The sequence below is a fragment of the bacterium genome, assembly GCA_026708055.1.
Taxonomy (GTDB): domain Bacteria; phylum Actinomycetota; class Acidimicrobiia; order Acidimicrobiales; family CATQHL01; genus VXNF01.
On sequence record JAPOVS010000023.1, the window covers coordinates 21,824 to 35,538 of the forward strand.

Annotated in this window: 12 protein-coding genes; 5 read left to right on the plus strand and 7 right to left on the minus strand. The window is 67.9% G+C overall.

The window, feature by feature from the left end; translation table 11 throughout:
- Positions 1-33: 33 nt before the first annotated feature.
- The 7 genes from OXG55_03885 to OXG55_03915 form a co-directional block, all read right to left on the minus strand.
- Complete coding sequence (locus OXG55_03885) at positions 34-2,244, minus strand: helix-turn-helix domain-containing protein (GenBank protein ID MCY4102394.1); 2,211 nt, start codon at positions 2,242-2,244, stop codon at positions 34-36.
- A gap of 67 nt (positions 2,245-2,311) precedes the next feature.
- A complete protein-coding gene (locus OXG55_03890) occupies positions 2,312-4,891 on the minus strand; it encodes a pyruvate, phosphate dikinase (GenBank protein ID MCY4102395.1) in 2,580 nt (859 codons plus the stop codon).
- A 21-nt stretch (positions 4,892-4,912) separates the two neighbouring features.
- Positions 4,913-5,500: a hypothetical protein gene (locus OXG55_03895; GenBank protein ID MCY4102396.1), complete on the minus strand. Its 588-nt coding sequence runs from the start codon at positions 5,498-5,500 to the stop codon at positions 4,913-4,915.
- Between the two features lie 81 nt (positions 5,501-5,581).
- Entirely contained in the window at positions 5,582-7,006 is a 1,425-nt protein-coding gene (locus OXG55_03900) for a hypothetical protein (protein MCY4102397.1), read from the minus strand.
- 127 nt (positions 7,007-7,133) lie between these two features.
- On the minus strand, positions 7,134-7,553 hold the full coding sequence (locus OXG55_03905) for a PEP-utilizing enzyme (protein MCY4102398.1): 420 nt from the start codon (positions 7,551-7,553) through the stop codon (positions 7,134-7,136).
- Between the two features lie 291 nt (positions 7,554-7,844).
- The gene (locus tag OXG55_03910) at positions 7,845-8,906 is read right to left on the minus strand and encodes an HAD family hydrolase (GenBank protein ID MCY4102399.1); all 1,062 of its coding nucleotides are present in this window, start codon (positions 8,904-8,906) and stop codon (positions 7,845-7,847) included.
- A gap of 3 nt (positions 8,907-8,909) precedes the next feature.
- On the minus strand, positions 8,910-9,884 hold the full coding sequence (locus tag OXG55_03915) for a hypothetical protein (GenBank protein MCY4102400.1): 975 nt from the start codon (positions 9,882-9,884) through the stop codon (positions 8,910-8,912).
- A 252-nt stretch (positions 9,885-10,136) separates the two neighbouring features.
- Between OXG55_03915 and OXG55_03920 the strand changes: the two genes are divergently transcribed.
- The 5 genes from OXG55_03920 (at position 10,137) to OXG55_03940 (ending at position 13,708) form a co-directional block, all read left to right on the plus strand.
- Positions 10,137-10,433, plus strand: a complete 297-nt coding sequence (locus OXG55_03920; GenBank protein ID MCY4102401.1) for a EutN/CcmL family microcompartment protein — start codon at positions 10,137-10,139, stop codon at positions 10,431-10,433.
- Positions 10,434-10,531: 98 nt separating this feature from the next.
- A complete protein-coding gene (locus tag OXG55_03925; protein ID MCY4102402.1) occupies positions 10,532-10,828 on the plus strand; it encodes a BMC domain-containing protein in 297 nt (98 codons plus the stop codon).
- Between the two features lie 44 nt (positions 10,829-10,872).
- Positions 10,873-12,267, plus strand: a complete 1,395-nt coding sequence (locus OXG55_03930) for an aldehyde dehydrogenase family protein (protein ID MCY4102403.1) — start codon at positions 10,873-10,875, stop codon at positions 12,265-12,267.
- Complete coding sequence (gene eutJ / locus OXG55_03935; protein ID MCY4102404.1) at positions 12,264-13,088, plus strand: ethanolamine utilization protein EutJ; 825 nt, start codon at positions 12,264-12,266, stop codon at positions 13,086-13,088. Before OXG55_03930 ends, eutJ begins: the two co-directional genes overlap by 4 nt.
- The gene (locus OXG55_03940) at positions 13,088-13,708 is read left to right on the plus strand and encodes a hypothetical protein (protein MCY4102405.1); all 621 of its coding nucleotides are present in this window, start codon (positions 13,088-13,090) and stop codon (positions 13,706-13,708) included. The genes eutJ and OXG55_03940 overlap by 1 nt, the downstream gene beginning before the upstream one ends.
- Positions 13,709-13,715 lie beyond the last annotated feature (7 nt).

The following is a 13,715-nucleotide window of genomic DNA, read 5'->3' on the forward strand; positions in this document are numbered from 1 at the left end:
TCGGCCTCCCGCCCGCCCGAGCGGCCACCGGTCTCAAACGCTCGCGGCCAGCACATTCATCACCGAATGGACTTTCAGGGCAAGGTCCAGATTGATTCGATCCTCGTGCCTGCTGAGATCCAGGCCGCTCAACTCCTCAATACGGGTCAGGCGGTACCGCACCGTCTTGTGGTGGATGAAGAGCTTGTCGGCCGCATCCTGCTGCGAGCAGTTCGCTTCGAAGTACACCCGCAGGGTCTCCAGCAGGCGCCCGTCCTTCCGCTCGTCGTACTCAATGATGTCGCCGAGCATCTGCCGCACGAACTCCCGAATGCTGTCGTCCCCCTGGGCGGCAACGAAAAGCCGCACCACCCCGAGCTCGTCATAGCTGGCGACCGTTCCCGCCTTCAGCTTCTCGGCGGCCCGCAACGCCGTCGACGCCTCGCGGCTGGCGCGATCCAGACTGAGCGGTCGCTCGCAGACGCCGCTCACACCCCACACCGGCTCGACGTCGGGAATGAAATCGCAAACGATCGCCGTGATGTCATCCACGATCCTGCGAACCTTCGGCAGGAGAGTGAACGGGACGATGGCAGCGAGTTCGTTGCCTCGCAACGCCACCAGTTCGCCTGCCCCCTCCGCCACCATGAAGTCCCTCAATCTCGCCAGGAGCCTGTGCCTCACCCGTCCTGACCGCACCAGCTCCCCCGTCGCGCCGGCCGGCTCCACCTCCGGATCCCACAGCCTCCCGCGGAGCAATCGCTGCGGTTGCGCCAGTTGCGGCCGCAGCCACCTGGAACGATCCACCGCCATCAGGCGGCTGGCGGTACTGCCCTCGATGAGGTCCCAGAGAATCTCCTCGCGCTCTGAGGAACGCACGTAGTCGGCCGTTCTCTCCATGACCTGACAGAGCGCGATGTGCAGGAACGCCTCGCCGATGGCGAGTTCGACGGCCATGTCCGGGGCATAGTCCATCGTCACGTACAGCCAGCCCAGCTGATCGTCGCCGGCCGAGATGCGCTGCAGCACCGCCCACTTCTCGCCCACCTTCCGGAAATTCAGTTCCGCCGGCTTCGGATCCTTCATCTTGACCAGCGCCGCCACCTCGTCTCTGACCTCATAGCCCTGTTCGATCGGCGGATACGCATCGATGACATCGAACTCATTCGACAGGACCACCGTCGTGGCCCCGAGTTCGGTGGATGCCAGCCGGATGATCGCTGCAAGTCCGGCGCCCTCGAGTAGCAACTGGCCGAGTGTCTGCTGGAAAGATCGGGCTCCCTGGATCGCGGAGAGTCGACCCTGCAGAGTGAACCTCGCCTCGCTCAACTCCCGGACGTCCTCCTGCTGCCGCTCGAACTCGCGGGCGTTGTTGATGGCGATGGAGACGAACTTCGCCACCTCGACGATGCGCCTCTCGTGGCTCTCGACGAACACCGAGCGGCGCCTCGCCCAGACCTCCAGAACGCCGATGATGTCGCCGCCGATCGCCAGGGGAGCGGCAAGTGCGGCGAACGCGCCCTCCTTCTCCGCAAGCGTGTCGAACTCGTGCGTGATGACCGCGCTGGCGAAGTAGTCGTCGATGGCGCAGGGCCGCCCGGTGGCGAGGACCTGACCGGCCAGCCCTTGGCCCTTGTGCATCCTCAGGTGGGCTGTCTGCGCAGTCCTGTGCCCGACGCAGCTCCGCATCACCAGCTCGCCCTCCTCGAGCAGGAAGACCCCGGCCATGTCCGCCTCGACGATCTGGAGAGCGGCGTTGACGCTGGAGAGCAGCAACTGGTCGATCTCCCGCATCGAGAGAATCTCGAGGGGGACGATAGGTCCGTCGGAGACCTCGTCGATCAGGAACCGCAGGTTCTCGATGCGCTCGGCGTCCCTCACGAGGATGTCGCACATCTCCGCCGCGATGCTGGTCGTGGTGGCGATCTCGGATCGGGGATCCAGGAGCTTGGGAACGATGGCGGCCAGCGCGCCGGCGCGGAGGGGCACGAACGTCATGCCCAGATCCGGGATCTCTCGACGCGTGTCCCATTCCCGCGACCCTGCCGGCAGCTTCTCGATCACGCCGGCCGCTTCGACCGGCAGGTCGTCCTTCAGGGCGTTCTGCCAGGAGTCCCCGACGTTCTCGACGATGACCGCGTAGTCGCTGCCGGAGAGCCGGCCCAACACGGCGGCGGCCGCGCGCAGGACGGCGTCGGTGCCGCGGAGCGTCGCCTCGCGCAGCAGGGCGAGATGTCTCTCGTCGGAGCTTCCCTCAATGGTCATGATTCAGTCATGGTCCGTCCCGGCGGACCTCCCGTTCCCCGACCGCATCGAGGTGCGGCAGAAGCCCTCAGCCACCCGGCGCACCGGCGAAGACCTCGACATCGGACGCCTGCCGGAGCGCCGCCTTGCCCAGCTCGACGATCGCGACCCGCAAGTCCTCCGGTTCCAGGATGAAGATGCGAGCACCGGCCCGAAAGTACGCACCGAGAAGCTCCGGTGACTGCGCGCGTCCCATGCGCACGCCGATCTGACAATCGGGAACGCCGATACGCACCGTCGTGAGTGCCGTGAAGATCCTCTGCTGCCAGCTGTCCTGACCCAGCCGCGGGTCCTCGGCGAGCCGCCCCTTTCGCATGTACTCGTCAAGGGGCTCGGCCGAGGTGAAAACGACCGCCGGGTAGCCCGAGGAGCTGACCATCAGGCGGTGCGCGTCGAGCCACAGGACTCGGGACCGCTGAGCCAGTTCCGCCGCCTTCTCGATGCCGAGCGGCGTGCTCACGAGCGCTCCGACCTCCAACTCGCCGCGACCCTCCTGTGACTGTTGCTGGGCGGCGAGTTCCTCGAGCATGGCCAGTTCCCGCGGGTCCGAGAGGTGGCGAACCACGAAGTAGGGAGTCGGCATGTCACCGGTCTCGCCGCAGGCCTGAGCCAGGGCTGCGACCTGGAGGCGGAGCAGTTCGCCGAGGCCCACCGGCAGGCCGACACCGGGATGGGCGACCAGCAACGACTCCAGATCCAGGAACTCGCCCGCATCGCCGTCGATGAGATCGATGGCGCGCACGACGATGGGAACGCGGCGGGCGGCTTCGAAGACCGGGACCAGCAGCTCGGCCAGAGTCGGTTCGAGGCGGCTGAGGTCCACCCGGTCGCGGTGACGCTGCGCGCTCAGCTCGTCGGCCAGCTGCTGGACCGCACCGCTGGCCACGAGCAGGTCGATCAGCCGGATGCCGATGCCGTCGGCGCCGCGCTCGAGCGTCTCGGTGACCTGACCGGGCGTGGTGCAGAGCCCCAGGATGCGGCAGCTGCCCGCCGCCTCGCGGGCCACCCGCAACACCTCGCCGAGCCCGGTGCTCGACGAGGCGGGCTGCGACAGCGGCACGATCCCCTCGAACACGTCACCGGCGGCGCCGTCCACCGAGAGACCGGTCCCCTCGGAGAACCGTCTCGACCCGACGCTGAACGTGCGGCCCTCGGGGTCGATGCCGAGGTCGGCGCAACCGACCACCGCCGGCCGGCCCAATGCCCGCGCCACGACCGCGGCGTGGCTCGTGGCGCCCCCGCGCGCCGTCACGATGCCCGTCGAGGCGATCATGCCGTGCAGGTCGAACGGGCTCGTCGTCTCCCGCAGGAGGATCACGTTCTCCCCGTCGGCGGCGATCGCCTCGGCGCGGTCGGGATCCAGTACCGCTGCCCCGTGCGCGTGGCCCACCGAGGCGGCTATCCCCTTCACCAGCAGCTTGCCGCTCGCCCGGGCGTCGGCGAGCGCGGCCGGCGCGAAACGGGGGCGCTCCACGTCGCGGATCTGGCCGGGCGTCACGCCGCTCAGAGCCTCCAGCGGGCTCACCGCGCCCTCGGCGAGGAGGTCCGCGGCGATGCGCACCGAGGCGTTCGGCGTCCGCTTGGCGCTGCGCACCTGCAACAGGTACAGCCTCCCCCGCTCGACGGTGAACTCCAGGTCCAGTACGTCCTTGCGCTGCTGCTCGAGTCTGAGCGCCATGCGCTCGAAGTCCTCGAAGAGTTCCGGGCGCCGGCGCGCCGCCTCGGCCAGCGGCTCGGGCGTCCTGGTGCCCGCCACGATCTCCTCGCCCTGGCCGCCTTCGAGGTACTCCCCGTAGAGGCCGGGCTCGCCGGTGGTGGGGTTGCGGGTGAACGCCACACCGCTGCCCGAGGGGGAACCGAGATTGCCGAAGACCATCGCCTGCACGACGACGGCGGTGCCGAGCGAGTCGGATATGCCGTTCACGCGGCGGTAGGCAATGGCTCGACGGGTGTTCCAGGACCGGAACACCGCGGCGATGGCGCCGCGCACCTGTTCCATGGGGTCCTCGGGAACCGCCACGCCCACGTCGTCCACCTCGGCGGCGGCCATCGCCGACCAGAGACCGTCGAACGGCACCGGTGCGGACCGGTCCGCGGCGACGCCGTCCAGGAACTCCGAGCCGCGCGCGGCGACCTCGTCGCCGTCGGCGTCCAGCACGATCTCCGCGTACATGCGGTGGAACCGGATCATGACCTCGGCCGCGAACTGCGCCGAGCCCGACGCCTCGGCCAGAGCGCGGGCCCGCCGCGGGTTGATCCCGAGGTTCAGGACCGTGTCCATCATCCCGGGCATCGAGACCGGCGCCCCCGAGCGGACCGACACCAGCAGGGGGCCGGCGCCGTCGGCAGGCTCCCCGACGCCCCGGAAGCTGGACGATGTCGCCTCCTCCAGCGCATCGATGTACCGCTCGAGTTGGCTGCCCAGCGCGGCCGGCAGGCTGCCGGCCTGCATGAACTCCCGGCATGCGGCCGTCGAGATGATGAAGCCGGGAGGAACCGGGTAGCCCCCCTCGACCAGGTGCGCCAGCCCGGCGCCCTTGCCCCCGAAGAGTGCCAGGTCCGATGGATCGGCTTCGTCAAAAGAGAAAACGAGCCTCGACGAGTCCACACGCGCCCCCGGTTGCTCGCCTCAGTCCTCCAGAGACTCTCGAGGCCGGCCCAGTACGGCCAGAAGGTCCTCGTGGAACTCGAACCAGGTGTTGTGGAGAGAGTCCACCATCGGGCTGCTCACGTAGTCGGACCGGCCCGAATCGATGTACTCCAGGCTGCGCTCGAAACGCGCCGCGTAGTGGCTGTAGCGGGGGATCCAGCTCGCCGCCGCGCCCAGCGCCTCGACGTGGCGCTCGACGACCCGCGCCAGGCGTGAGTAGGTCCGTTCCTTCGCCTCGTCCGCTTCGGTCTGCCAGGCGCTCATCAGGTTCAGGAACCGCGCGTTGTAGCCCTCGAAGCGCTCGTACCACTCGAGGAATTCCGGCTCGCTGCGCAAGCCGGCGTACTCGCGGTCGTAGTGCTCCAGGACGGCGCGCCGCCCCGGCTCGGTGAGGACGTGGTAGTCGCCCAGCTCGCGGACCAGCTCGCGTTCGACAGCCGATCGGAGGCAGGACTCGGCGTCGGCGCTGGAGAGGCCGGCGTTCTCCTCCATCGTGCCGCGGGTCGCCATCTTCGCCAGCCACACGGCGTTCAGCAGGAGGAACTGCCCCTCGGGGAGCGTCGTCATGCCACCGAAGCCCGCCGGCGGATCAGCCCCGCGACCGCACGCCGTCCGGAGACCGGCGGGCGGTCGCGTGCATCGAGCGGGCTAAGCCCAGAGGTACTTCGAGGCCCGCAGATCGGCCTCGTCGGAGAACGGCAGGTAACCCTCTCCGGAGAAGATCTTCTGCGGGACGACCACCTGCACGAAGTTCCGCTTGGTGATCTCGTAGTAGTAGTTCATGACCCGCTGGTCGATCTCCCAGAAGTCCTTCTTGGCGCAGATCTCGTCGTACATGCCCGCCTTGCGGAGATGCGGGAGGATCATCTCGATGTAGTAGCTGTAGATGCCGTTGAGGCACAGGGTGTGCCGGGACATCTTTGCGGTCTTCTTGTACATCCGGTAGGTGGAGTCGCGCAGCCTCTCCATGTGGGGCTCGAGCTCCGTCAGCGGCACCGCGTACACGTCGCTCATCGGCGTGTCCCACTTGTCGCGCACGAACACCGCCCCGCCGGTGATGTGGGGGACGTAGTTCTTCGGGATCGTGAAGCTCGTGGAGATGTCGTTGACCCGGATCTCCTGGAGTCCCATCAGGTCGGGATCCAGGACCACCGCCAGCGTGTAGCAGTGCGGGAGACCCTCGCAGACGTCGCTCCAGTGGAAGACCTCCTCGTTCACGAAGAGGTCCCGGACGATGAGAATCCGCCCGTCGGGAAGCGGGTACGGTCCCGTGTCCCCGAGGCCCAGACGGCAGTCGTAGTGGTCGAAGAACGCCAGCAGCTCGGCGGTCGCATTGAACTGCTCGAAGGTGTGCTGGTCCGGGGATCCCGGGTCGAAGTCCTGGACCTGCCCCATCAGCTGATCGATGAGCGCCGGCTCGTGGATCTTGCAGCGGTAGCGGTCCTGGGAGTTGAGGATGTAGCCGTCCTGCCGCTTGCCCCAGAGGACGCGCTGCATGAACTTGAGGATGATGTTGCTCTCCTCGACGTAGTCGTCGGCGCCGATCCACTCGCCGGCCAGCAGACCGCAGCGGCCCATGCCGAACGCCACCGCGCCGAGGCACCAGTCGTGCACGCAGTTGATCTTGGTGCCGATCTCCGAACGGGCGCTCTCGCCGATGTCGATCACGCCCTGGGCGCCGATCCGGTCGGTGACCATGCGCATGAACTCGGGGTACCGGTAGAACTCGTTCATGAACGCCAGGATCTCGTACTCCTGGCGGGGGATCATGCCCGAGACGCCCTCGGTGGCCCGCATCACGAGCACGTCCCAGATGTTCCACGCCAGGTAGTTGTTCAGATCGTTCAACTCGTCCAGGGTGAACTGGTCGTTCAGGACTTCCTCGTGCGTGACCTTCTCGAGCACGCCCGACTTGGCACGCGTCCGCATGATCTTGTCGCCGAGGATGCCGTCGGGTACCGGCTCCATGCCCTTGAAGTTCCCGACGTACTCCAGCGGCTGGAACCGCAGCCCGTCATCGTCCGGCTCGTAGCGCTTCGCGTACTCGGCGGTTGCCTGTTCGAGGATCGTCATCGCATTTCTCCTTCGGGGTATTCGGGTTCGGTCCTGCCAGTCGGCGACATTGCCGTCTCGGTAAGCAGCAGCCGGATGGTTCGGGGACGAGCAGCCGCGCGTTCGCCGGATTCGAGGGGCGCCCGGCTCAGTCGAGCAGAACGACCTTTCCGACGTCGTGGTCGGAGCAGTCGAGCTTGACGCTCTTGCCGTTCAGCGCCTCAACGATCTCCTCGAAGTGCGAGTCGTCCGTCTCGCCGGGCACATAGCGGGAGCCGCTGCCCTCGGTGAGATAGGCGGTCATCACGCAGGGCGTCTGGAACTCGCGGGAGAGGATGCCCAGGTGGGACTCCGGCGCCCCCGACATCGTGACGACGCCGATGGCTCCCATCGTGAGGGCGGGCGCCAGGAAGGTGGTGGTGCCGCCGCGAACGAGCAGGATGTGATCGCGCAGCTTGCCGCTGTCGATCAGGGAAATGACGTCCATGGGGCTCGCCAGGTAATGCACGGTTCCTGAAGGCTGCTTGTTTGTTTCGAAGACATTCATGCCTTCAGCAATGACAGTCACCTCGTCGTCCTCCTCGTGGTAGTCGCGAGCATCTGAACGCGCAGCGACGGCGCGTCAGTGGCCATCCGCATCAGCATCGCCCACCGGCTCCGGGCGCGGGGATATCCCGGAGGGACAAATTCCCCTTGGATCGCTATCTGGGGGAGCAGTGCGATTTATCGGCCCGGTCCGGCCAGCGGCGTGGTCATTCTCCGCGCGGACCCATCGCGGACCTCACATTGCGGACCTGTGCCCGCGGAGCGGCGGCAGCCCCGCGGCGGCGGGTTCCAGCCTGCTCCCCGGCACGACGGATCAGCTGCCGATGGCCGCCAGGACGCTGCGCAGCAACTCGTCGCGGACCTCCGGGGCGTTGCTCGGGACGGTGCCGGCCGGCGGCGCATCCGCCGCGGCCTGCGGATCGCAGCAGCCGCTCTCGGTGGTCGTCCCGCCGCAGTCGCAGGATGCCCCGCAGCAGGATGCCCCAGGGGTCGCGGCGGCGGGCGACTCCATCCCGCGAGCCGCAGCCGCCGAGGACGTACTGCGACCGGCCGTCGGCTTCGCTCTCCGGCCACGGCGGTGCGCCGCCGCGGCAGCCGCCGCGCTGCGGACGGCGTTGCCCGCCGCCGCGGCGGACCGGGACGGCGGCGGTCCCGCGGTACACGGGCCCCCCTCGGCACTGCGGCCGTCGCGGAGATACACCAGCAGCTCCTCGGGCCAGACGCACACGAACTCCGCGCCGGCCGCCTTCAGCCGATCCGCGCTGTGCATGCCCCAGGCCACGCCGCAGACCCGGATCCCGGCCTTGAGCGCCTCGGTGACGTCGCCCACCGTGTCGGTGATCAGCATGACCTCGTTGGATGCATGCTTGTGGGGAGTCACCGCCTCGTCGTAGTACGGCACGCATTGGCGCCCGCAGGCGTACGTGGGGTCCTCCAGGACGTGATCGATCGCATGCACCTTGCTGGGTGCGACCTCGCCGGAGAACACGTGCGCGAAGCAGTCCGCCAGACCGTTGTTCTCCAGAACCCGCCGCACCGACTCCATCGTGTTCGAGGAGACGATCATCAACGTGTACGACGAGGCCAGCTTGCGCACGATCGCCGCGATGCCGGGCACCACCTCCGGGAGATAGTCCGAACGCAGGTTGCGCTGGAAGTGCTCCTGCACGAGCGCCGGATCGACCACGCCCCGCTCCCGCGCCAGCGCCTCCAGCGCCTCGAAGAAGTTCTCCTCGAACAGCTGGAAGAACTCCGCCGCCGAACCGACTCCCAGCCCGAACTCCGAATCAGTCTCCTGGAAGATCTGCCAGGAACTGTTCCGCGTCTGGACGAGCGTGCCGTCGAGGTCGAACAGCAGTGCCCGAAGTTCGGACATCCATCAGCTTCCTTCGGCACCGAGGGCCGTGACGGTGGACAGTCCCAGGAAGTCCTGCGTCTCCCCCTTGCCGACGTTGCCGTCCTGGTCCTGCCAGTCCATCAAGGCGTTGAAGCCGATGACGCCGGGCCAGGCCTGCCACGGGAAGGTGGTCAATCCCGTGCCGGTGAACCGGTACCGGCGGCCGATGCGGTCCTCCACCTCAAGGTGCTTCTCGACGGGATAGAAGCCGTCCCTGACCGTCCGCCCGCTGCCGCCACGGAGGCCGTACACCTCCCCGTGATCCATGATGTAGCCGTGCGTCAACCGCAACCCCTCCAGTTCGTGGGGGTCGTAGTCGAAGATGGCGTGGAGGGCGTAGTCCTCCGAGAAGTGCGCGTGCAGCCAACTCATCGAATGGGCGTGGCGCTCGGCCCTGACTCCCCAACTGTGGTCCATCGTGGAGACGCACCGGAACGGGATCTTGGAGCCGCGTAGCACGATCTCTCCCTCGAAGAGGCCAGTCTCGTCGAAGTGGCCGCTGTAGGCCGTCCCCCACTGGAAGTCCGAGCCCGCCACCTTCGCCGCCAGCATCGGATCCTGCTCGGGATCGTTGATGTCGTACGGCGCCATGAGCGAGCGGTAGCTGAAGTGGATCTCGGTGCCCTCGCCGTCGTCGTAGTCGACCTCCCAGTCCATGTTGGGCTTGGTGCAGCGGACCGCCAGCCCGTTGGCGAGCCTGTAGTCCTGCAGGTCGAAATCGGGGCCCATCGGGAGGTGCATCTGCATGTCGCAGTACTCGGCCTCCCAGTGGGAGTAGGCGCGCCGCGAGCACATGTGGATCGTCGACAGCGCGACGCCCAGATTGGTGCGGCACAGCACATAGACGCCGCAATTGAGATTCAACTGCGGCACGTAGAACCCGAAGAAGTTCGTCTCCGCCCAGTGCGGGTCGTCCGAGGTCGGAACGTGGAGTGCCGCATCGCTGTCCAGAATCATGCTCGCCTCCCTGGAAGTCTCCGCTGTATCCCTGTATCCCCGTCCGTCCCCACAACGGCGTACGACAACTTTGTTCTAGTTGTCCCCAGGCATCGCGGTACCCGATTCTCGGGATATCAACCGGCACCCAGAGTTATCCACAGGGGAGTAGTCCGGCCGAGTTTGGCGGGCGTATTTTGCTGTCATGGCGTATCGGCGGCTGTTCTCCAAGGCTGGTTCGGCGCGCCGCGACCGCCCCGAGGCGTGGGTGTCATGCAGCTAGCCAGAGTCATCGGCCAAGTCGTTGCGACGGTCAAGGAGCCGGGTCTGGACACCTTCAAGATCCTGATCGTGCAGAACATCGATCCGTCCGCGCCGGACGGCGAGGCGAGCGCGCCTCCCTATGTCGCCGTCGACCTCGTCGGCGCCGGCGAGGGAGAGCTGGTCACCGTGGCACAAGGGAGCGCGGCTCGGGTGCCGAGAGCCACGGCGAACACCCCGACCGACAGCGCGGTCGTGGCGATAGTCGACACGTTGAACGTTGACGGAGCGGTCACCTTCGAGAAGTGACCCCTCGCTCGGCGCTCTGACACCGCGCGCTCCGAAACCGAAGAACCACAAGCACACACTGATGGAGGTACGACCAAATGGCGACCAGAGGATCAGGCATCTCCCTAACGGCTCTCGGCCTCATCGAGACTCGCGGGCTCGTCGGTGCGATAGAAGCCGCTGACGCAATGGTGAAGGCAGCCAACGTGCAACTGGTCTCACGCGAGCAGATCGGGGGTGGTCTCGTGACTGTGATGGTTCGGGGCGACGTCGGCGCCGTCAAGGCCGCCACGGACGCCGGATCGGTCGCCGCGGGCAAGGTGGGCGAAGTCATCGCCGTTCACGTCATCCCGCGGCCTCACGACGAGGTCGAGATGATCCTCGGTGATGCCGCCGCTGGAGCTGCGACGACCTGACCACTGCCGCCTGAGCAGACCACCAATCACAGCTCGGCAGCGTCATGACCACCGCCGTTGACACTGACCTGGCCGCACTGGCCGAGGCCCGCACCAAGGCGCGGGAGGCAAGAGCCGCGTTCGAGGAGTTCGTCGGCACGAGCCAGGAACGCCTCGACGCCATCCTCCGGCAGATGGCACGTGCGGGAACGGCCGCGGCCGAGGAACTGGCGCGCCTGGCCGTCGAGGAGACCGGCTACGGCGTCTACGAGCACAAGATCCTCAAGAACCGCTACAACACGACCTTCGTCGCCAAGCACATGCTCCGCCAGAGGGCGGTCGGCGTGCTCTGGGTGGACGAGGCGAGCAGGATGACCGCCGTCGGGTGCCCGATGGGAGTGATCGCCGGACTCATTCCGCGCACCAATCCCACCTCCACCGTGCTCTTCAAGGCCCTCGCCGCGATCAAATCGGGCAACGGGATCGTCTTCTCACCTCACCCCCGCGCCGTCGAGTGCTGCCGACGGACGACCGAGGTCGTGGCCGAGGCGGCGGTGAAGGCCGGGGCGCCGCGCGGGCTGATCTCCTGCCTGGAGACTCCCACGCTCGCGAGCACGCAGGAGTTGATGAGCCACCCGGCGGTGTCCCTGGTGCTCGCCACGGGAAGCGGCGAGATGGTCCGGGTGTGCTACTCCTCCGGCAAGCCGACGATCGCCGTGGGGGCGGGCAACGTCCCGGTCTACATCCACCGCAGCGTGCCCGACGTCACCGAGGCCGCGCTCATGGTCGTCGAATCGAAGGCCTTCGACAACGGCACGGCGTGCGTCGCCGAGCAGGCCGTCATCCTGGACGAGCCGATCGCGGATGAGTTCCTCGACGCCCTGCGCGGGGCCGGTATGGCCATGCTGGAGCGGTCCCAGCACGAATCATTGCGGCGGCTGGTCTTCGATGAGCGCGGCGGGCTCAGGCCGGATCCGGTGGGGCAATCCGCAGTAACCCTCGGAAACCTCTGCGGCATACCGGTCGCTCCCGGGACGCGGGTGCTCGGTGTCCAACTCGACACCGTGGGACCGCACGAGATGCTGTCCGCGGAGATCCTGGGGCCCGTTCTGAAGCTCTACCGGGAGCCCACGCCGGCGGCCGCATTCGACAGGTGCCTGGAGGTGCTCCACTTCGGAGGCGAGGGCCACACTCTGGGTCTGCACGCCACGGACGTGGACGTCATCGAGCGTTTCTCCTCCCTGCCCGCGTCGCGCTTCCCGGTGAACACGCCGACCCTCTTCGGCGGGATGGGTTACAGCGCCGACATCGACCCCTCGTTCATGCTCGGCACCGGGACCTGGAGCGGGTCGATCAGCTCGGACAACATCACGGCGCTGCACCTCATCAACATCAAGCGGATCGCGCACGAGGTGCGTCCCTGGCGCCAGCTCGTCGGCGACACGGCACTCCCGCCATGACCCTCGCCGCGGTGCGACCTGCTCATCCAGCCGAGTTCTACCTCGACCGGGTGGCGCGCTGCCTCGAGGCGGCGCCCGTCCCCCTGAGCGGTGAGCTGCACGCCGGCATCGACCTGGGGACCTCCACGGTCGTCCTGACCGTCACCGACGGCGACGGGCTGCCGGCGTTCGTCGCAACCGAACCCTGCGAGGCGCTGCGCGACGGCGTCGTGGTGGACTTCGGTGGGGCGGTCGAGGCGGTCACGAGGCTCGTCGAGACCGCCGCCGCCGACACCGGCCACCGGATCGACGCGGCGTCCGCCGGTTACCCGCCGGGCATCGGGCCGACCGAGAGCCGGGCATGCCGCTTCGTCCTGGAGCGTGCCGGCCTGGATTGCACGACACTCACCGACGAGGTGAGCGCGGCCAACTCGGTCCTGGGGATCAGCGACGGCGTTCTGGTGGACGTCGGCGCCGGCTCCACCGGGGTGGGGATCTTCCGCGACGGTGAACTCGTCGAGGTGGGTGACGTGCCGGGCGGCGGCCATCATCTGAACCTGATCCTGGCCGGGGCACTCGGAACCTCCGTCGAGGAGGCGGAGCGGCGCAAGCGGACCGACGGCGCCGACCACCTGCCGATCCTGCGTCCCGGACTCGAACGCATCGCCGTCTCCATCGAGCGCCTCTCCAGCGGCCACGGATCGCTGCCGGTGCACCTGGCCGGCGGCGGGTTGATGCTGCCCGGCGCCGCCGGGGTCGTCTCGCAATACCTGGAACGGGCGGTCATCGAGTACCCGCACGCCCTCTACATCACACCCCTCGGCTTGGCCTGGAGTTCGTAATGGCAGACGTGACCCTCCGGACCTACGCCTTCATCGACCGGCTGCAGCCGCAGTGCGCCGCGCACATCGCCGCCACCTGCCAGGGCGACGTGCCCGTGGCGGGAATGGCGGAACTCTTCGTGGAGATGTCGCCGGGCAACGAGGTCTTCCACGTTGCCGACGTCGCCCTCAAGGCGGCCAGCGTCCGACCGGCCCTGCAGATCATCGAGCGCGAGTTCGGGCTCCTGGAACTCCACTCCGAGAGCCAGGCCGAGGTGCTGGCTTCGGGAGCGGCGATCCTGTCGGAGCTGAACCTGCAGGAATCGGACCGCCTCAAGCCGACGATCGCCTCGACGCAGTTCATCACCAACATCCACCCCTACCAGGCGCAACTACTGAACAAGTTCCGCAAGGGCGCGCTGCTCATTCCTGGCGAGAGCCTCTTCGTCCTTGAGGTCGCGCCGGCCGCCTACGCCGGTCTGGCCGCCAACGAGGCGGAGAAGGCCGCCACGATCAAGGTCGTCGAGATCCGGGCGGTGGGACGGTTCGGCCGCACGTTCCTGGCGGGCAGCGAGAGTGAGGTCGCCACCGCACGGGACGCCGCCGTCGGGGTGCTGTCGAGTCTCGAAGGCCGCACATGAGGGCCAC

Bases quoted from the DNA above. Each gene is read 5' to 3' on its own strand.
- OXG55_03885 (MCY4102394.1), bottom strand. From the start codon at position 2,244: ATGACCATTGAGGGAAGCTCCGACGAGAGACATCTCGCCCTGCTGCGC.
- OXG55_03895 (MCY4102396.1), bottom strand. From the start codon at position 5,500: ATGACGACGCTCCCCGAGGGGCAGTTCCTCCTGCTGAACGCCGTGTGG.
- OXG55_03900 (MCY4102397.1), bottom strand. From the start codon at position 7,006: ATGACGATCCTCGAACAGGCAACCGCCGAGTACGCGAAGCGCTACGAG.
- OXG55_03910 (MCY4102399.1), bottom strand. From the start codon at position 8,906: ATGTCCGAACTTCGGGCACTGCTGTTCGACCTCGACGGCACGCTCGTC.
- OXG55_03915 (MCY4102400.1), bottom strand. From the start codon at position 9,884: ATGATTCTGGACAGCGATGCGGCACTCCACGTTCCGACCTCGGACGAC.
- OXG55_03920 (MCY4102401.1), top strand. From the start codon at position 10,137: ATGCAGCTAGCCAGAGTCATCGGCCAAGTCGTTGCGACGGTCAAGGAG.
- OXG55_03930 (MCY4102403.1), top strand. From the start codon at position 10,873: ATGACCACCGCCGTTGACACTGACCTGGCCGCACTGGCCGAGGCCCGC.
- eutJ (MCY4102404.1), top strand. From the start codon at position 12,264: ATGACCCTCGCCGCGGTGCGACCTGCTCATCCAGCCGAGTTCTACCTC.
- OXG55_03940 (MCY4102405.1), top strand. From the start codon at position 13,088: ATGGCAGACGTGACCCTCCGGACCTACGCCTTCATCGACCGGCTGCAG.